This window comes from Streptomyces sp. LZ34 (genome assembly GCF_053890475.1).
Window position 1 is genome coordinate 10,277,973 of sequence record NZ_CM132680.1, and the last position, 19,174, is coordinate 10,297,146.

At 70.4% G+C, this 19,174-nt stretch carries 14 protein-coding genes and 1 pseudogene; 10 read left to right on the forward strand and 5 right to left on the reverse strand.

Annotated features, from left to right (window positions below; translation table 11 throughout):
• Positions 1-263 precede the first annotated feature (263 nt).
• From ACWY4P_RS44025 to ACWY4P_RS44040, 4 genes are read left to right on the forward strand one after another with little or no spacing between them, the layout of a single operon-like run.
• A complete protein-coding gene (locus ACWY4P_RS44025; RefSeq protein WP_456206404.1) occupies positions 264-1,634 on the forward strand; it encodes a hypothetical protein in 1,371 nt (456 codons plus the stop codon).
• Positions 1,634-2,872 carry a hypothetical protein gene (locus tag ACWY4P_RS44030; RefSeq protein ID WP_456206405.1) on the forward strand — a complete coding sequence of 413 codons (1,239 nt, stop codon included), beginning with the start codon at positions 1,634-1,636 and terminating at the stop codon, positions 2,870-2,872. Before ACWY4P_RS44025 ends, ACWY4P_RS44030 begins: the two co-directional genes overlap by 1 nt.
• A 3-nt stretch (positions 2,873-2,875) precedes the next feature.
• Complete coding sequence (locus ACWY4P_RS44035) at positions 2,876-4,528, forward strand: hypothetical protein (RefSeq protein WP_456206406.1); 1,653 nt, start codon at positions 2,876-2,878, stop codon at positions 4,526-4,528.
• Between the two features lie 11 nt (positions 4,529-4,539).
• A complete protein-coding gene (locus ACWY4P_RS44040; RefSeq protein WP_456206407.1) occupies positions 4,540-5,775 on the forward strand; it encodes a CHAT domain-containing protein in 1,236 nt (411 codons plus the stop codon).
• A 219-nt stretch (positions 5,776-5,994) separates the two neighbouring features.
• Here the strand turns inward: ACWY4P_RS44040 and ACWY4P_RS44045 are convergent, their stop codons facing one another.
• The 4 genes from ACWY4P_RS44045 to ACWY4P_RS44060 form a co-directional block, all read right to left on the reverse strand.
• The gene (locus tag ACWY4P_RS44045) at positions 5,995-7,587 is read right to left on the reverse strand and encodes an ISL3 family transposase (protein WP_456206408.1); all 1,593 of its coding nucleotides are present in this window, start codon (positions 7,585-7,587) and stop codon (positions 5,995-5,997) included.
• Positions 7,588-7,625: 38 nt separating this feature from the next.
• Complete coding sequence (locus ACWY4P_RS44050; RefSeq protein WP_456206409.1) at positions 7,626-8,642, reverse strand: integrase core domain-containing protein; 1,017 nt, start codon at positions 8,640-8,642, stop codon at positions 7,626-7,628.
• A 197-nt stretch (positions 8,643-8,839) separates the two neighbouring features.
• A complete protein-coding gene (locus ACWY4P_RS44055) occupies positions 8,840-9,436 on the reverse strand; it encodes a TetR/AcrR family transcriptional regulator (RefSeq protein WP_456206410.1) in 597 nt (198 codons plus the stop codon).
• Positions 9,437-9,521: 85 nt separating this feature from the next.
• Positions 9,522-10,280 carry an SDR family oxidoreductase gene (locus ACWY4P_RS44060; RefSeq protein WP_456206411.1) on the reverse strand — a complete coding sequence of 253 codons (759 nt, stop codon included), beginning with the start codon at positions 10,278-10,280 and terminating at the stop codon, positions 9,522-9,524.
• A gap of 115 nt (positions 10,281-10,395) precedes the next feature.
• On the opposite strand from ACWY4P_RS44060, the gene ACWY4P_RS44065 reads away from it, so the two are divergent.
• The gene (locus ACWY4P_RS44065; RefSeq protein ID WP_456206412.1) at positions 10,396-11,343 is read left to right on the forward strand and encodes a quinone oxidoreductase family protein; all 948 of its coding nucleotides are present in this window, start codon (positions 10,396-10,398) and stop codon (positions 11,341-11,343) included.
• Positions 11,344-11,858: 515 nt separating this feature from the next.
• Here ACWY4P_RS44065 and ACWY4P_RS44070 read toward each other — a convergent pair.
• Positions 11,859-12,314 carry a MarR family winged helix-turn-helix transcriptional regulator gene (locus ACWY4P_RS44070; protein WP_456206413.1) on the reverse strand — a complete coding sequence of 152 codons (456 nt, stop codon included), beginning with the start codon at positions 12,312-12,314 and terminating at the stop codon, positions 11,859-11,861.
• A 72-nt stretch (positions 12,315-12,386) separates the two neighbouring features.
• On the opposite strand from ACWY4P_RS44070, the gene ACWY4P_RS44075 reads away from it, so the two are divergent.
• From ACWY4P_RS44075 to ACWY4P_RS44095, 5 genes and pseudogenes are all read left to right on the forward strand, one after another.
• Positions 12,387-13,178 (forward strand): SDR family NAD(P)-dependent oxidoreductase, encoded by a 792-nt coding sequence (locus ACWY4P_RS44075; RefSeq protein WP_456206414.1) that lies wholly within the window; start codon positions 12,387-12,389, stop codon positions 13,176-13,178.
• Between the two features lie 280 nt (positions 13,179-13,458).
• Positions 13,459-14,994 (forward strand): aldehyde dehydrogenase family protein, encoded by a 1,536-nt coding sequence (locus ACWY4P_RS44080; protein WP_456206415.1) that lies wholly within the window; start codon positions 13,459-13,461, stop codon positions 14,992-14,994.
• Positions 14,995-15,978: 984 nt separating this feature from the next.
• Positions 15,979-16,606, forward strand: a pseudogene (locus tag ACWY4P_RS44085) (aldo/keto reductase).
• Between the two features lie 773 nt (positions 16,607-17,379).
• Complete coding sequence (locus ACWY4P_RS44090) at positions 17,380-18,318, forward strand: ATP-binding cassette domain-containing protein (RefSeq protein ID WP_456206416.1); 939 nt, start codon at positions 17,380-17,382, stop codon at positions 18,316-18,318.
• Positions 18,315-19,154, forward strand: coding sequence for an ABC transporter permease (locus ACWY4P_RS44095; protein ID WP_456206417.1), 840 nt, complete (start codon positions 18,315-18,317; stop codon positions 19,152-19,154). The genes ACWY4P_RS44090 and ACWY4P_RS44095 overlap by 4 nt, the downstream gene beginning before the upstream one ends.
• Positions 19,155-19,174 lie beyond the last annotated feature (20 nt).

Genomic DNA, 19,174 nt, shown 5'->3' on the forward strand with positions numbered 1-19,174 from the left:
GAGTCGAAGGTCTCACCGTCCACAGTGCGGACCGATGTTGTCCAGCCACGGACTGGCGTGCCCGGCAGCGGTTGGGTGAAGCCGAGGCGTACCAGCCGAGTGCGCCGGACAGTCCCGCGGGCAGTATCGCCCGGTTGATCGTCTTGGCCATGGATCCCCTCCTCGCCGTCGGCCCTGCCTGACGGTGTGGACGGTAGGCGGCCGGGTGGCGCCTACCGATCCCAGGTTTTCCCGCCCGTTCCCGGACGACGTAATCTCGTGTCATGCCGCCCCCGAGCCAGCCGACCGGCGAGCGCCGTCCGCGCGCCATGGTCATCGACAGTGCCTGGCGCGCCCTTGGGCCGGGGCTGGAATCGCTGAGCGGCCCCGGTGGCGCGCCGTTGACCCGGACGGTCAAGCTGATCGTGCTGCCGCTGATCGTCAGGCCGGCGCTGCGTCCGGAACTCGCGGCCGATTTCCTCACATCGCGGGAGGCCGCACGCCTCGACGCGCTGATCCGGGAGTCGGGTGCGCGCCTTGAGGCGACGGCACAGTGGTTCACGCTGCTCAAGAAGACCCGCCGGGCTCTGGGCATCGTGGCGGGCAACCCCCAGGATCTTTACTTCCAGCGCTGCTTCGAGCTGGCCACCGAACACGGAGCGCCCTCGGCCGGTGCGGACGCGGTGGCCAGGGCCGTACTTGCGGACGTCGCGGGCGCGGCCGGCGGACGCACGGTGGAAGCGCTGAAGGATCACCTGGCGGACGCCGACCGGCGCTCCCGGCTCGACGGGGAGCTGGCCACCGCGTGGGAGAACCGCCAGCAGGCCCCGGCCGCTGACGCGGCTGCGGCAGCCGCGTCAGCGGCCGAGGTCCTGGAAGCCTGTGGCGCGCCGGGTCCGGCGAGGAATTCCCCGGAATACACGTCCATGGTCAAGGACGGATACGGAAGCCTGCTCGGCCAGGCCCTGTGGGCGCACGCGAGCGGTGTCTGGGGACGCGACGATCTGCCGACGCATCTGGGGCTGACCGCGCGGCAGGTGCCGCCGCGTCCGGAGGTCGGCCGGGGCGCCTCGACCGCCACGCTTCCTGCGCCGCTCGACCGCACGCTCTTCGAGCGGCTCTTCGTCGTGCTGCAGTCGTCGGCCCGGCGCGAGGAACTGCCGACGGTGCCAGAGCTTGTCCGGCGGGAGATCGGCCGTAGTTGCGCTCCGCTCGGCCTGTACGACGAGAGCCTGCGCGTCGCCGTGGTCCTCGGCGGCCGGCTCGCGGTCGGGCTCGACCCACTGGGCAGCGGTGTATCCATGCTGGGGCGGACAGCGGCGCACCGCACCGTCAACAGCCGCTGGCAACGGGAGGCTTCGGCACTTCGCGCCCGCAGAATGACCGTTTCTCCCCACCCCGACCCGGACGGCGGCGTGCTGGACGCACTCGCCCAGGACCTCCGCACCCCATGGACCGCCTACATGCGGCGGCTCTGGGTGCGGCTGCACGGGCGGGATGTCCGCGAGGCACCGTTGGACGACATCGCGTCGGCCTGGGCAGTGCTCGACGGGGTCGCCCGCTCAGTGATGATGGACCACCGTGCCAGGGTCCGGTCGGCACTTCGCACACTGTCGACGACCGCCGCGGAAGCGGCCGAGCCGAGGAGCGCGTGATGGCGGAGGCCGATATGGACGTCCATGTCACGCAGGCCCAGGACGGCACGATCCGGGTCGCCGCCGGCCCCGTCGGCCCCGCCTTCACCCGGGCCGTTCTCGACGTCGCGGGCGCGGTTCTGGCCTGGCCCGTCCTCGGGGATCCGAGCTTGCCGGTGGCGGAGGTCCATGACGCGGGGCGGGCACAACAGTGGCTGTGGGCGGTCTACGGCGAGCGCACCGCTGCCGCCGTGCATGCCTGTGCGGCGGGGGAGCCGGTCGGCGTACGGGTGAGGGCGGACATGACCGCTCTCGCGGGCAGCGTCGCCCGGCTCGGCTTCGGGCACTGGGCGTTCCGGTGGTGGCCGGCGTCGCACATGGACGGGATCCCGGCGCTCCAACCGGACGTGCTCGGCCTGGAGCTGGCCGCGCTCACCCACCGGTGCCAGCAGCTGTTCGACGACTTCGGCGATCAACCCGATGACTGCGTGGCCGAACTGATCGAGGAGCATCAGACGGCGCTCGACCCGCTGATCCAGTGGTGGCGCGCGGCACCGCAGCCGGCGGATACGGCGCGCCACCTGGAGAGCGTTCTGCGGCTGATCGACGAAGCGGCGGACAGCGCCGGGCTGGACGGGCAGGCTCTGCGTCGCCTCCGGTCGTCCCTGGACGAGCGCCATCCGGTCGGCACGCCGGTCGACCTCGGCGCGCTGTTCGCACGGCACGGCGACTACGCCCTCGCGGCAGGCGATCCGATCGTCGCGGGCGGCCGGGTGATTGCGCGGGGCTCGGGGACCAACGACTGGCGCCGCTACCCGCCCGGCTTCGTCGACGCGGCCGAGAACGCGGTGTCCTGGACCGCTCGTGCGCTCGGCGCGCGACGGCAGATCGAGGTCGAGGTCGTCGCGGACGTCGCGGCACCTGCCGCCGGTGTGCCCCTCGTCGCGGAGGTCCGCGTGGACGGTGGCCAGGCGAACCGGGTGCCCCTCGCCCGACGGGACGATATGTGGGCCGGCCGGGCGGACCTGGACCTACCGGCTGCGGCGATGCCGCCGCGTATCGAGGTCGGTGTCCTGCTGCCCGGCTTCGACCCGGGCCCCGGCGCCTTTGACGAAGTCGAAGGCCGCGCCGACCGCGACGCGATCCGTGACCTGGTCCGGCGGCGGCTGGCGGCCGTGGCACAGCCTCTGCCGCATGATGCGTTCGCGGGGCCGTTCCTTGCCGAGATCGCCGCCGCTTCCACCGGTGAGGATTTCTAGCGGATGCCGGACGAGGAGGCGGTGGTTCCGCTGTACGGAGAGCCGTTCGACAGCGGCCTCGCCCTGGCCGAGCGCCATCAGCTGACCCCGGATCTTGCCGCCGCGCGCACCGTCTACGAGGAGTTGCTCACCGCGGCCGAGTCCATCGAGGACTCTCCCGACGTACGATTCCTGCGGGCGCACCTGCTGTCCAACATCGGGACGGTCCAGCTCACCGCCACGGACCTGGCCGGGGCGGCAGCCGTCATCGAGCGGGCCCTCGGCCTGCTGCGCGGCATCGAGTCCGTGCCCATGGGACCGCTCGGTCGGCAACTGTGGCTGGAAGTCCTGCTGAAGACGCTGCTCGGCAAGGCCGACCTGCTGCGCAGGACTGGGCGTCTGGACGAGTCGCTGGCATGTCTCGACGAGGCGGCGGCCCGGCTGCCTGAGTTCGACGATCCCGAGGGCATGCGCACCGCCGAACTCGGCCTGAGCCGGGTGCATCTGCTGATGGAACGGGGAGAGTGGGGCGCGGCCGAAGAACAGGCCTCGGCGATGCTGCCCACCACGCCCGCGACCGTTGTGCCGACCGCGCCGCGGCTGCTGACCAGCCTCGGGCTCATTTGCGCCTCGACCGGACGGTTCGACCTCGCCGAGGACTACTTCGCCCGCGCGGAGGACGGCTTCCGGGCTACGGGCGATATCGGTGAACAGCAGCAGTTGATCGCACACCGGGCATACGCCGCGATGCGCCGCGGTGACCTCGACCGCGCGGAGCGGCTGTACGACGAGGCGTCCGCGATCTTCGAACGACAGCGGCAGTTCGGCGACCTGGCGGTCTGCGAACAGGCCCGTGCCTTTCTCGCCGGCCTGCGCGGTGAGGCCACCGGCGCGGACGACCTGATGACATCGAGCCTGGCCCGCTTCGAGCGGTTCGGTGCCGAGATCGCCGCCGCCGACACCGTGCTGCTCGCCGCCCAACAGGCTTACCACCGTGGCGACATCACCGAGATGAAGCGCCTGGCCCAGGGAGCGCGCGATGTGTACCAGGCGAGGGGGGTGTACGAGCGGTGCGCACAGGTGGACCTGATGCTCGCGGAGACCCTTGAGGACAACCTGAACCGGACGAACCACGGAGACCACGAGAAGGCGTCCACCAGTACCGCGATCTCCCTCGCTCTGCCCGCCGCACTGGCCCTGGAGGCGGCACGCTACGACTTCGTCACCGCCCACGCGCGCAGCCAGTGGCTGGAACTGGCGGATGACGCCATGCGGCTGGTCTTCCGCCTCGCCGTACGCCGTCAGGATCAGGGATTGCTCTTCGAACTGGTGGAACACCGCTGCGCGGGCGCCTCGCTGGCGCTGAACCGTACGCCGCCGTCGGCGCCGCGTGCCCTGTCCTCGGTGGCCTCCGGGTCTTCCGAGGACGCAGCGACGGTCTTCCCGAGTGCCGCCATGAAGGCGTACGGGCACATCGGCGGCCCGATGATGCTCGGGGGTGTGGCGGCGGAGGCCGCCGCCTCCGTCGGCCTGCGCGTCGCGCCGCCGCCCAAGGTGCGGATGTCGCCGGAATCCGGCCGCACCGCGCTGCAGGAGTACATCGCGGCGGCCGAATTCCGCTATCACCGACGGATCGTGAGCGAGGAAGAGGTGCCGTTCTGGTCGCCGACGACCTGACAATCCGCCCGGTGGTCCAGGTCCGGCTGGCTGACGCCGGCGACCTGTTCATGACGTGGACGTGGACGAGCGGGGCCCGGGGGTTCGGCACCGGGCACGCACCCAGTGACGAGGTCGACCAGGCGGTCCGTGCGCTGGCCGCCGCGCTGCCGGGCGCGGGCGAGGGGATGCGGCGCGCGTTCGGCTCGGGAGCGATGGCCGATCACCGGACCGAGCACCGCCTCGCGCGCGTGCTGGCCGAGGCGCTGTGGCCGGTGGGGCTGACAGCGCAGATACGCCACGTCTCGGCGGACGGCGCCCGCCCGCTGATCCGGATCCAGCCGTCGCCCCGGGTCGCCCAGGTCCCCTGGGAACTGCTCGCCGTCGACGACGACGCCCGGATCATCGAACTCGCGGACGTCGTGACCACCACGCCGGTGTCGTTGCGTCCGCCGGGTCCCGCCGCGCGTCCGGCGCCGGACGCCGACGCGGACGCCGTCGTTCTCATCCTCGACCCCCGGGTGCCCGGATTCCGGGCCGACTCCCCGCTCGGTTCGGTTCTGGGACCGCCCGGCTCGGACCCGGAGCTGCTGTCGCTCGTCCAGAGCCGTCTCGACGCAGGCGCCGTCGAGCCGCGCCTCGCCACCCCGACGGAGGCATTCCGCCGCACCGACCTGGACCGGGACTGGCTGAGTGACGTGCTGCGCAAGGGGCCGCGCAGGCTGATGTACGTCGGGCACGTGAGCGGTGCGCCGGTCGAGGGCGGGCAGAGCGAGGACATAACTCTCCATCTGTGCTGCGGTCCACGGACCGTCGGCCTGGCCGAGGTGGTCCGCACCCATCGGCCGCTGTCGGCCAAGGACCTCCTTCTGGGCACTCTCCCCCTGCGGGCGGACGGGGCGCCGGGGGCGCGGATCTGGCCCGCGCCGCCGCGCGTTGCACTGATCGCCTGCGAGAGCGGCGGCGATCTGCGGTTCGCCGAGTCGTTCGGCCTGGCGACGGCGATGATCCATAACGGTGCGGAGCTGGTCACCGCTACCCGCTGGGCGCTGCCGACCAGCTTCGCGTTCCATCGGCTGGCCGGCCTGGCCGAGTCCGTACGCCCGCTGTCGGAGGCGATCATTGCCGTCGACGCCGCCCACGAGCACCGCGACCCCGTCCACCGGCTCGGCGTCTGGCAGCGGGAACAGCTGGACCGCTGGCGCACCGTCAACCGGATCGAGCACTCGCCCCTGTTGTGGGCGGCCATGACCTGCATCGTCAGGTGACCGGCAAGCGATCCGGGACGGGTATGTGCGGTGTCAATGGATCTGTCCCGTAATCGGCGGTGGCTGTGCGTCACTCTGTGCGACTCTGCTGGTCGATGTGATCTTGGTTTTTGTCGGTCAGGCCGCGTGGCTGAGGACAAGTTGTTCGTAGTGGGTGTGGGTGCCGGAATCTGGGCTCTTGCAAGATTTTCGTGATGCGGTGACGGTGGGTGAGCGTTGTCAGGTGAGTAGGGCTCGTTTGCGGAGGAGTGCGAGGCTGGCGCGGCCGTAGGTCTGGCGTTTGAGCATTTTGATCTTGTTTTCGGTGCCTTCGACCATGCCGGAGTTCCAGTCGAGGGTGAGGCCGGCGGTGACGGCGTTCCAGTCCTTGTCCAGTCCGGTCGCGAAGGCTTTGAGTGAGGGGAGGTCTTGGTTGCGGACCTGGTGCACCCAGGTGTTGAGGTGTCGGCCGTTGCGTCTGGTCATGATCTGGGCGAAGGCCTGGACGTGCTGGTGCAGGGCGTTCAGCTCGGGGCAGGCTGCCAGTGCGGTCTTAAGACGCTGCTGGTCATCGGGGTTCAGGGTGGCGGGGTGGCGCATGATCCAGCCGACGAGCCGTCGGGTTGGAGGCGGGGCAGGTTCCGGGGTGGGCAGGGCTCCGTTCGCTCGGAGGGTGCGCAGGTAGCGGGTGACCAGCCGGATGCTGCACTGCAGGCCCCGCTGGGTGAGTTCCTGGTGGAGTGCTGTGGGCGAGTGGCACCCTTCGGCCCATCGCTGGTGCAGGTAGTCGCGGTGTGGGTCCAGTTTGCTGGGGCGACGACCGGCGGCGTGAGCGAGGAGTTCTTCCACGTGTTCAGCCCGGGCGAAGGTCTGCACGGTTTTGTGGTTCAGCCGCAGCTCACGGGCGATCTCTTTCAGCGCCCAACCCTGCTCCAGCAGGGCATGGACCTCGCGGTAACGGCGGCGGGTGCGCGCCTCCAGCGCTCCTTGAGCGGACAGGGCCTGCGCAGGCAGATCTTCGAGTCCGGTCCGGTCTGCAGGTGTTCGGTCCGTGGCCGCTCGGTGCAGGCATCCGCGGTGGCGGGCGATGTCCTTCTCCACGTGTTGTCCGAGGTTGCGCCACAGGTGCCAGCGGTCCGCGACCTGCACGGCTGCCGGCGCGGCGCGGGTGGCAGCCTCGGCATAGGCACCTGCCCGGTCACGGCAGATGACCCGCACCCCAGGGTGATCCCGGAGCCACGTGGCCAGCGGCTCGGCGTCCCGGCCGGGCAGCAACTCCAGCACCCGCCGCGTTGTCCCGTCCACCAGCACCGTGTCCCACACTCCGCCCCTACGCAGAGCGAAGTCGTCGACACCCAGTACCCGGGGAACCTTCCAGTCCGGGTCCGGCAACGCCATCACCAGCGCTAACAGGGTCACCCGGCTCACCGCCATGTGCAGGACCGCCAGCAGCCTCGCCCCGGCGGACCCGGCCAGTGCCAGCCCCACCGCCTGGAGCAGCCCCAGCAGCAGCGGCGTATAGCGCCCATACCGCACGGACAGCCCGTCCACCTGCTCGGCGAACGTCTGCCGCGGACAGCCAGGCTCATCACAGAACATGCGTCGCACACCGAGATGGATCACGACGGGACGGCCACCGACCGCCACATCGGCCAGACGACGCCGATAGCGACTGTGCACCCGCGTCGACAACACCCCGCAGTCCGGACACGGCAACGCGACACCCTCCCGGGTACGCGCCCAAACCTCGACCTTCTCACCCTCAAGGCTCACCCGCTCCACCAGCACCTTCTCCAGGTACGGGAACACGATGCCCAGCAGCTCGTCACACACTCCGCACGATGACACCAAGATGACGCACTGTCACCCCATCACGAAAATCTTGCAAGAGCCGGAATCTGTGTCACCCTATGCGACCTGCGAGTATTCGTGGATGAGGCCGCCGAGTCGATCGCGTCGACTGATCGAGTGTTGTCCCTGGCGATGGGCGGCTCGGGGTCGGTGAGTCGGTCTGGTGCCCGTTGTCCGAGGGATCGATGCGGCCGGTGTCTGTCGTAGTGCTCCGCGTACTCGCCGATGACGAGGTGGAGGTGGCGTTCTCCGGTGATCAGGATGTGGTCGGTTGCCTCGCGTCGGCATGAACCGATCCAGTGTTCGGCGATGGCGTTCATCCGTGGCACGGCGGGCGGGGTAGGTATCACGCGTCTGCCGGCCGCCTGGAAGGCGTCGAAGCTGTCGGTGAAGTAGGGGCCGCGGTCCCGGATGAGGAATCTGGTCGACTCTGCGTGGTCACCGAGGTCCATGAGGTAGTTCCACGCTTGCTGGGTGATCCAGGGGCCGGTCGGGTGCCGGGTGACGCCGGCGATGTGCACGTGGCGGGTGCCGTGGTCGATGAAGAGCAGCACGAACCAGCGCCGCAGGAAGACCGTGTCGATGTGGAAGAGGTCGGTGGCCACGATCGCGGAGGCCTGGGCTTTGAGGAAAACGGCCCAGGAGCAGCCCACACACTGTGGCGATGGGTCGATCCCTGCTTGCTTGAGAATGGACCAGACGGTGGAGGCGGCGACCTTGCGGCCCAGGCCGAGGAGCTCTCCGTGGACGCGGCGGTATCCCCATCCCGGGTTCTCGCGCGCCAGACGCAGGACCAGTTGGCGCAGGGCCTCTGGTTTCGGTGGTCGGCCCGGACGACGGGATGGGTAGGTCCACTTCCAGGCGATGAGCCGTGCGTGCCAGCGCAGCACTGACCGTGGAGAGACCAGCAAAGCCAGCTGTGATCGCCGCTTTGCGCTGACGAGTGGGAGCAGTGCCGCCATGACGGCCCTGTCGCTCCAGGAGAAGCGGGGCCGTGGCTGGGCACGGCGTGCGATGGCCAGTTGATGCCGGAGCATCAAGATCTCTGTGTCCTTCGAGACATCCGAACGGGCGAGCAGGGCAAGCCATCGGAAAGCTTGGCAGCCGAACCAGCATGCCGCATGACCTGCACGGATGAGGTTATCGGCAAGCGCACCCTCAGCGAGAAGGAAAAAGCGCAGGGCGGCGAAGCAAAAAGCACGTGGGTGCTGCGTTCAATATGGGGGCGCAGGGATCAGCCCTCAGAGGCGTTCCATAGCTCGCTGAGTTCCGCCCAGTCCGGAGCCGGGCTCTGCAGCGCGGTGGGCCCGTCGGTGGTCGACGTGCGCAGTCCGGCGAGGATCAGGTCCAGGTACCGCAAGTGGAGCGTGGTGGCGCGTTCGTCGGTGACGGGGATCCGCGCGGTGAGGTGTTCGAGCAGCAAGGGGACATCGGCGGAGGTGAAGTCGGCGCGCAGCACGCCTGCGCGGTGGGCGCCGTCCACCAGGTCGTCGAGGGCGGCCCGGAGCCGGCTGGAGGCGGCCACGATCTCGTCGGTGGCCGGAAGCCGGCCGCCCACCAGCGGGAGCAGCGGGCCGCCCGCACCCTGGGCCGAGAGCGCGGTCCGCAGGAAGCGGGCGAAGGCCGCCCAAGGATCGAGCTCCTCGGCGAGGGCTGTGCGGGCCTGGGTGACGAGCTGTTCCATCCCCACGATCCGCATCCGCTGAGCCAGCAACGCCTTGTTGGGATAGCGGCGGTAGAGGCTGCCCATGCCGATGCCGGCCCTGCGGGCGATCTCCGAGACGGGGGCGTCCCAGCCGAGCTCGGCGAAGACTTCGCGCGCAGCCTGCATGAGGCGAGCGTCGTTGCGGTCTGCCTCCCGCCGGCGGCCGCGAGGTCTGCCGGTCTGCGTGTCACCCATGGACAGGCATTCTGCTCTACCGCCGTGCCACGCCGTGCCCACCGTCGACGGTGAGCACCTCGCCGGTGACGAAGCCGGCCTCCTCGCCGACGAGCATCGCGATCACCCGAGCCACGTCCTCCGGCTCCGCGACACGCCCCAGGGGCGTGTTGTCCGCCAGCCGCCGCTGGAACTCCTGCGGCATGCGCGCGCTGCTCTCGGTGCGGACGTAGCCGGGTGCCACGACGTTGACGTTGACGCCAAGGGGACCGGCCTCGTAGGCGACGAAGCGGGCGAAGGTGTTGAGGGCGGCCTTGGCGGTGCCGTGGGCGGCCATGCCCGGGGCGGGCGGACCGTCGGCCACGGCGCTGGAGACGTACACGATGCGTCCCTGTCCCTGGGCGCCCATGAGCTCCAGTGCCCGCTGGGTGAGCGTGTAGACGGATGAGAGTTCGCCCGTCACCTTTGTCCTGAAGTCGTCCCAGGCGAGGGTCTGCACGGGGGTGGGGGTGAAGCGGGCACCGGCATTGCAGACAAGGGCGTCCAGGCGCCCGTCGACCGCAGAGCGCTCCAGCAGCTCGGCCGCCTGGGCGGGGTCGTACACGTCGGCCTGCACGGCGAAGGCTTCGCCGCCGTCGGCCTCGATGAGCTTGACCACCTGGTCGGCCGCCTCGCGGTTGGAGAAGTAGTTGACGGCTACGCGGTAGCCGCGAGCCGCCAGTTCCCGCGACGTGGCAGCGCCGATTCCCCGGCTGCCGCCGGTCACCAGGGCCGTCGGCTTGGTCGTGGCGTTCATGTGTCCTCCCGCGTCGGCTGATCCGTCGCCCCAAACTTATCGGAGCGGAGCGCTCCGCTCAAAAAATTACCCGCGAGAGGGAATCGGTCCTTCCGGCACCGTGTTGTCCTCCGACATGAGCGAAGCAGTAGTAGCGCGTGCCTACGGTGGTCCCGAGGTACTGTCGGTGATCGATGTCGCCGTAGCGGAGCCCGGGCCGGGCCAGGTGCGCATCGAGGTCCGCGCCGCCGGCGTCAACCCCTTCGACCACAAGATGTACAGCGGCGCCTTCGGAACCGACCCGGCCAACATGCCGATGCGGCTCGGCGCCGAAGCGGCTGGTGTGGTGACCGCTGTCGGCGCCGACGCGACCGGCCCCGCCGGCCCGATCCAGATCGGCGATGAGGTGATCGCGTACCGAGCGCCCGGCGCGTACGCCGCCGAACTCATCGTCCCGACGTCCTCAGTGGTGCCCAAACCCGCTGCTCTCTCCTGGGAGCAGGCCGGAGGACTGATGGTCACGGGCGTCACCGCGGTGCACGCCCTCGCGGCGATCGGCGTGCGCGAGCACGACTCAGTGCTGATCCACGGCGCCGCGGGAGGCGTCGGCCTGATGGCCGTACAGCTGGCCGTCGAGCGCGGCGCCAGGGTGCTGGGAACGGCGAGCCCGGCCAAGCACGACGTACTGCGCGACCTGGGGGCGATTCCGATCGCGTACGGGCCGGGGCTGGCCGACCGGGTACGGGCCGCAGCGCCGCAGGGCGTCCACGCGGCTGCCGACCTGGTGGGCACCCACGAGGCGGTGGACGTCTCGGTGGAACTCGTCGCCGACCGGTCCCGCATCGCGACCGTCGCGGCGTTCGAACGCGGGGCCCGAGCCGGCATCAAGCTCCTGGGCGGCGGGCCTGGCGCGGACCCCGGCACAGAAGTCCGCGCCGCCGCGCGCCTGCAGCTCACCGAAGCTGCGAGGGCCGGGCGACTGCGCGTCCTGATCGCCGCCAGCCATCCGCTGCGCGAAGCCGCCGCGGCGCATCGGCAGATCATGACCGGGCATACGACGGGGAAGATCGTCCTCGTCCCGTGACCCGGCCCCTGACTGCACCGGCAACTTCGTTCGGATGACCGTGACCGGCCGACGCACGAGTCCCGACGGTGGTGTACCCGTGACGTCACGACGCAGTGAGAACAGAGGAGGGAGTGTCCGAGGCGGAAGCGGTGAGGCAAAGAAGCTCTGCCCCCTTGCTCGCGGTGGTGGGGACCGCTGGGATCTGCGGCACGCACCTGCTTCAGGCGGCAGGGCGCGCGGTTCAGTGCCGCCGTGCACACCGACCGGGCGTGGACGAGGTCGTCGTGCCGATGTCGACCTTGAGGCGAGGGCGGTGGACTGGGCGGAAGCACCGCTTGCGCCCGGCGTGGCCGGCTCTCTACTCGGTCCCTCGAGCGAGTGGTCGCTGCTTTCGCTGCGGCCTGAGCGGTGCCGCGGTCGGGCGGAACCCCGCTGGCGGCGGCATACGATGCGCCGAGACCGCCGGGGAGAAGCCGGCGTGCGCCGTGCCAAGGCCCCCGACGCGCAAGCGTGTCCTTGACCGGCCGACGGGCTCAGGCGTTGCGCACCGTCTTGCTCACCTGGTCGAGCAGCATCCGCAGCTGCGCGCTCTGGTCCGGTCCCAGGCCCTCGGTGATGTGACGCTCTATGTCGGCGATCACCTGGTCGGCGGCGCGCAGCGCTTCTCGTCCGACGTCGGTGAGGTGCAGTTCCTGCACGTGGCGGTGTCGCGGATGCTCGCGCCTCTCCAGCTGCCCACGGCCTTCCAGGCGTGCCACCAGCGAGGCGACGGCCTGGGGGGTCACATTGAGACGGCGGGCCAACTCGGCACCGGCCAGCCCTGGTTCGCTGTGCACCGACATCAGCAGGGTGTAGTGCGAGGCGGCCATGCCCAGCGGGCGCAGCCGCTGTTCCTTGAGTGTCTGCACCGCCAGTTCCGCGCGGCGCAATGCCCAGGTCACCCGGTCAAGCGCGCCGAGCCCGACAGGCTCCTCATCATCGCGTATCACCCGCCAAGGGTACGACACTTCATAAGTGTCAAGCGTTTGACGGTTAGCTAACGCTTGAGGCATGCTCGGGGCATGACTCGTGCTGTCGCGCTCATTACCGGCGCTTCCTCTGGCATCGGCGCCGAATACGCCCGTCTCCTGGCGGCCGACCACGACCTCGTCCTGGTGGCGCGCCGCGCGGACCGGCTCGGCGACTTCGCAGGGGAGCTCCGCGCCCGGGGTGCAGCCGTGGAGGTGCTGCCCGCCGATCTCGGCACCCACGAGGGCATCGCCGCTGTCGCCGGTCGCCTCGCCGCGGGGGACGTGCGCCTGCTGGTCAGCAGCGCCGGCGCCGGCGGCTACGCCCCGCTTGTCGACGTCGACCCCGCCGACATCGACCGCCTGCTCACCCTGAACGCCGTGGCCCCCGTTCAGCTGGTCCGCGCCGCGCTTCCCGGAATGCTCGCCGCCGGAGAAGGCGCGATCATCACGGTGGCCTCGCTGCTGGCCTTCAGCGGGGGTCTCAACGATCCCCGCGCACCTCGACGCACTCTCTACGCGGCGGCGAAGGCCGCCACCGTCGCCTTCACCCGGACCCTCGCAGGTGAGCTCGCCGACACGCCCATCCGTACGCAACTGCTACTGCCCGGCGTCGTGGCCACGGAGTGGAACGAAGGCGTCGGCCGCGACATCCCCTGGGCGATGACCCCGCAGGACGTCGCCTCGGCCAGCCTTGCCGGCCTGCGCCTGGGGGAGACCGTGTGCACACCTGGTCTGGAGGACCAGGCCGCAGCCCTTGACGCACTGCTGGCCGCGGAGTCCGCTCTGGTCACCGGCGGCAACCAGCCCACCCCCGCGGCTCGCTACCGCGGCCCGCAGGCGTAGAAGCGGGTGCTCCTCGGCGCTGCCCCGACCCGGCCGTGGGTCGCCTTCCGACGGCTGCGCTACGTCCGCCCGCCGAGGGCGCTTCCGGATATGCGGCTACTCGTGCCCAACTGTCAAACGTTTGGCATGGCACACGTTCTCAATGATCTCGTCCGTGCAGTCCCTCATGTCGGCGCGCGCCGACTGAGTCCAGCGGCCACTCGTGCCGAAGACCACGTCCGCCACCCTCACCTACGGGTGCGGCTCACGCGGGCGGCCGTAAGAAAGTAGGGGAAGACCTATGACCGACAACATTCCGACGATCACACGTGACGGCGTCATCGGATACGACGCGACCGAGATCGTCACCATCGACCAGGCCACCGGAGCCGAGTTCGCGCGATACCCCGTGGCCGGCAAGGAAGAGGCGGCCGCGGCCGTCGCCGCCGCACGCTCGGTCACCGGGGCCTGGTGGGACCTCGGCTTCGAGGGCCGTGCGGAGTGGCTGCGCGCGTGGCGGCGGCAGATAGCTTCGAGCGGTGAGGAGGGCGCCGCACTCATTCACGCCGAGAACGGCAAGCCCCTCGACGACGCCCGCGTGGAGGTGCTCGGGACTCTCGAGCACCTGCAGTACGCCGCTGACAACGCCGCGCGCGTTCTGGGACGCCGGGAGGTTCCGGCCAGCCCCACCACGCCCAACCAGCGTGCGTGGGTCGAGTACCAGCCCTACGGCGTGGTCGGCGTCATAGGCCCGTGGAACTTCCCCCTGCTCACTCCCGCGGCCATCCTCGCCGACGCGCTCGCGGCCGGGAACGCCGTAGTCCTCAAGCCCAGCCAGATCACGCCCGGCGTCGCTGACTGGCTCATCCGAACTTGGCAGCGTGCCGTTCCGGAGCTGCCGGCCGTCCTGCAGAACCTGAACGGATACGGGGCCACGGGTCAGGCGCTCATCGAGGCCGGCCTCGACAAGCTCGCGTTCACGGGCAGCGTTGCCACGGGCAGGACGGTGGCCGCCCAATGCGCGCAGACCTTGACCCCCGTTCTGCTGGAACTCGGCGGCAAGGACGGCGTCATCGTCGCCGAGGACGCTGACCTGGACGAAGCCGCCGCTCACATCGTGTGGGGCTCCATGCAGAACACCGGGCACGGTTGCATCAGTCTTGAAGTGGCCTATGTCGTCGAGTCGGTGCACGACGAGTTCGTTGAGAAGATCAGCGAGCTTGCCGGGCAGGTACGCGTCGGCAGCGACGAGGATGCGGAGATCGGGCCGGTTCCGCTGCCGAGCCAGACCTCGATCATCCGGGAACACATCCGGGACGCTCTGGAGCACGGCGCGACAGCCACCGTCGGCGGCCTCGACGCGGTGGGTGACCGCTATGTCGCGCCCACCATCCTGGTCGGAGTGGCCCCCGACGCCCTCGCGGCGACGGAGGAGACGTTCGGGCCGACGCTGGCGGTCATCAAGGTCGCCGACGCCGATGAGGCCGTCGCTCACATCAACGCCGGCCGGTACGGACTGGGCAGCGCCGTCTTCAGCCGCGACCGCGGCGAAGCCATCGCCCGTCGCCTCCGCGTGGGAATGACCAGCATCAACGATGCACTGGTGTTCTCCATGAACCCCGCGGTGCCTTTCGGCGGTCGCGGCGACAGCGGTTACGGGCGCAAGCAGGGGGAGGAGGGACTGCGGGAGTTCGCCTATGCGCACTCCTTCACCGCCAAGACCGGCCCCGCCCGGTTCTCCAGCTCGACCTTCGGCAGGCCCGCGGGTGCCATGGCGGGAGCCCTCGCCGGCGTCCGTAACAGGATCCTGGCCGAGAGCGGCGAGAAGTCGGACTGATTCAACTCACGGGCGCCGACGGACGTTCCGGGCCGAGCCCGGCCCGCCATACGTGCCCTCACGAGGCAGGCCATCGGCCCGCCCGGCACCCGGGTTCGAGACGCTGCACCGTCCTGGACCCGGGTCCCGGACGCCGCGCCGATGTCGGGGCGCATGGGAGAGCTGCTGCTCCTCTCCTGCAACGCGCGGTCGTTGCGTACCGAGCTGAGGATTCGCTTCAGGGTGCGCCGGATCGGACATCACTTCTTCAGGCGGCTCCCGAACGGCTTGGAGTTCGCCGCCTGCCCCGTTCAAGCGATTCGCCGGGTGCGGGCGCGGGAGGCGGGACCCCCACCACTTCCCTGAACCTCGACGCCTGACCCCCTTCGGTCCGGGCGTGGGTCTGCTCACCCGCGGGTCAGGCCCAACTCGCCCGCGCGCACCCTGGCCTTGGAAGCGGGAGTCCGCGCCCAGGGCGACGAGGAGTTCGGCGACTCTGCGGCGGTAGGTGCGCAGCGACATGCCCAGTTCGCGTGAGGCTGTCACGTCGGTCATTCCGGAGCCCCGTGCGTACAGCACCTCGCGGGATCGCGCGTCGATCCGGGGCCGGTCGGGGTCGAAGAAGGCCGCCAGGTCGGTGGCCGTCTCCCACGCGGCTTCGAACAGCGCGTACGCCCCGCTGACCAGGGTGGGTTCGGCACTCATCGTGTACGTACGGTGCCGGGGACCGTGAGCGGGCGAGGCGAGGACGCGGGATCGGTCAGGAACATGGTTCGCCGGTCGATGAAGACCGTTCCCTGAGGCAACGGGGTGGTGGTGATCCGCACCTGCATGCCGTGGGCGGCCATCTCGCGCAGTACCTCCCGGTCGCGCTCGTCGGCGAGCGCGGCGGGACTGTACAGCTTGCGGGCCTGACGTGCCCCGTCACGTCGAGTCCGCAGGCGGGCGGACTCGCGGGCTTGCCACAGCCTCGTCAGCAGGTTGCGCGCCGTGCAGGCTGGCCCCGTGAGTAATCAATTCCGTCTCGGAGGCGACCTGGCCGTGAACCGGCTCGGCTTCCGTACAATGCGCCTGCCGTCCAAGGAGGGCATGGGTGGGCCGGCCCGCGACCCCGAGACCGGCCGCGCCGTACTGCGCCGCGCCGTCGAGCTGGGCGTCAACCATATCGACACCGCCGACTTCTACGCCTCCGCACGGGGAGTCGCTCGCCGAGCGCTTCGAGGCGCTCGCCGCGCTGCGGGAGGAGGGCCTGATCCGTCACCTCGGCCTCAGCAACGTCGACACCGCCCATCTCGCGGAGGCCCGCGCGATCGCCCCGGTCGTGGCAGTGCAGAACCAGTTCTACGCCGCCAAGCGCGACGACACGGAGCTGCTGGCCGCCTGCGAGGAGGCCGACATCGCGTTCGTGCCCTTCTTCCCGATGGGTGGCGGCAGGGAACTCGACGACGCACGGCTGGCCAAGGTCGCGGCCCGTCACGGCGCCGCCGTGTCGCAGATCGGCCTGGCCTGGCTGCTGGCCTCCTCGCCGGTGACCCTGGCCATTCCTGGCACGGGCTCTCTGTCGCACCTGGAGGACAACATGGCCGTCGCCGGGATCACCCTCAGCGAAGATGACCTCGCCGACCTCTCCTGACATCCGAGGGCTGTCGAAACCCCTCAAGGAGAACCGCCACGAGCATCGTCGTGATGATGGGGGCGACCGCAGGAAACGGTATGTACGCTGCCCGTCAGCTCGCCGGCCGGTCCAGCACCGACCGGCGCAGTGTCGGTGACCATGGGGTGACCTTCGTCGTCGTCAACCCTCTCGTCCACTGCCTGTCGGCACGGCTTCTCCTCGCCATGGCGGACCGCGGACAGCTGCTCATCGTCAGGAGCGCCACAGACGACCCGGCCATGCCGCCGATGCCGCCCAGGACGCTCCATCCGCGGGCCTTCGCGCATCTCTCGCCCCGGGCCGTGGCGCACATCGTGCGTTCGACGACCCAGCAGCAAAGCCCATGTCGGTGCCGTGCGATTGTCCTCATTCGGCGATCGGAGGCCGGACGCCACGTTCTCGAGGAAGGACCGCGCCAGGTCGTGGTCATCGTCTTCTTCGTCATCGCTCAGCCGTGCGTGGTGGTGGGTCAGCTGCGTCCGTTCGAGCGCGGAGCGGGCCCAGTGCGCCGCGGACGCCGGGGCGCCGGGTGCGGCGTGGGTGGGTCGTCCTCCGCGGCGGCCGGATGCCTGCTGCGACCACGGCGGAGCCGACGAACACGGAAAGCACCGCAGGTGGCGCGTAGTACCGCGGTACCACGCGTACGGCGCAGATCAGCCTCCCGGTACCACCGGATCGGGGTGATTCGGCACCTAGCGTTGCCGGTGCGGCGTCGAAGTGACGGACGCCGGAGCCCGACAGAGAGAACGCAAATGATCGAGTCACGGCAGTTGACCAAGAGGTACGGCGAGAAGACAGCCGTCGACGGGCTGGACTTCGTCGTGAAGCCGGGCACGGTGACCGGCTTCCTGGGGCCCAACGGCGCGGGCAAGTCCACGACCATGCGCATGATCGTCGGACTTGATGCCCCGACGAGCGGCTCAGTCACCGTGAACGGCCACCGATACGCCTCGCACCGGGCGCCGCTTCAGGAGGTTGGTGCGCTCCTGGAAGCGAAGTCGATCCACCCCGGCCGCTCGGCGTACAACCACCTCAGGGCCCTCGCGCTGACGCATGGCATTCCGGGCCGCCGGGTCGACGAGGTCATCGACCTCGCCGGACTGGGCAGCGTGGCGAAGAAGCGGGCCGGCGCCTTCTCCCTCGGGATGGGTCAGCGGCTGGGCATAGCGGCGGCGCTGCTGGGTGATCCGCAGACGGTGATGCTGGACGAGCCGGTCAACGGGCTGGACCCGGAGGGTGTGCTCTGGATCCGCAACCTGCTCAAGGGGCTGGCCGACGAGGGCCGGACGGTGTTCGTGTCGTCGCACCTGATGAGCGAGATGGCCCTGGTGGCGGACCACCTGATCGTCGTGGGGCGTGGCCGGCTGCTGGCCGACACCACCGTCGCGGACCTGATCCGCGAGGCGGGCGGGGACACGGTGAAGGTGGTGACGCAGGACCCGGCGCGGCTGCGGGACGTGCTGGCAGGGCCGGGCATCGACGTCACCGGCCAGGTCGGCTCCGAGGAGCTCCAGGTGACAGGGCTGACCGCCCGCGAGATCGGGTTGAAGGCGGCCGAGCGCGGGATCGCCCTGTTCGAGCTGAGCGCGCGGACCGTGTCGCTGGAGGAGGCATTCATGGACCTGACCAGGGATGCCGTGGAGTACCACGGCTCCACGACCGGCATCGAGACCCTCGGGAGGCTCGCATGAGCACCCTCACCGCAACCGCCGAGGAACCCCGGACCACCCCCGCCCGCCCCGCCTACCGGGTGACCGGACGGCGCGTGCTCTCCTCCGAATGGGCCAAGTTGTGGTCCCTGCGCTCGACCTGGATCACCTTGGGCCTGGGCCTGCTGTTCGTGGTGGCCTTCGGCCTGATCGCCGCGAGCCGCTACAAGTCGGGGATCGACTCCGGCAACCTCGACTCGGACTTCGCCGATTCGACGACCGTGAGCCTGTCTCTGTTCGGTACGAACTTCGCCCAGCTGGCCCTGGGCGTGCTCGGCGTGCTGATCACGGCGGGGGAGTACTCGACCGGCATGATCCGCTCGACGCTGGCGGCGGTGCCCCGCCGACTGCCCGTGCTGTGGTCAAAGGCGGCCGTGTTCGGGCTGGTCGCGCTGGTGGTGGGGACGCTGGGGGCGTTCGTCACCTTCCTGATCGGGAGCGGAATCGTCTCGGGCACACCCGCGGCCATGAGCCTCTCGCACGCGGGTGTTCTGCGTAGCCTGCTGGGCGCAGGGCTCTACCTCGGCCTGGTCGGGGTGATCGGCGCCGCCCTGGGCGCACTGCTGCGGTCGGTGGCCGGCGGGATCTCGGTCCTGGTGGCCACCCTGATGCTGATCGCCGGACTGATCTCACTGCTGCCGAGCTCCTGGCAGAACGACATCAGTCCCTACCTGCCGTCCAACGCGGGGGAGGCGATGTTCGCCCTGACCCACGACTCCACGACCCTGTCGCCGGGCGCCGGACTGCTGGTGTTCCTGTGCTGGACGGCGCTGGCGCTGGGCGGCGCGGCGTACCGGCTCGTGCGCAGTGACGTCTGACGCCCGCACCATGGACAGGT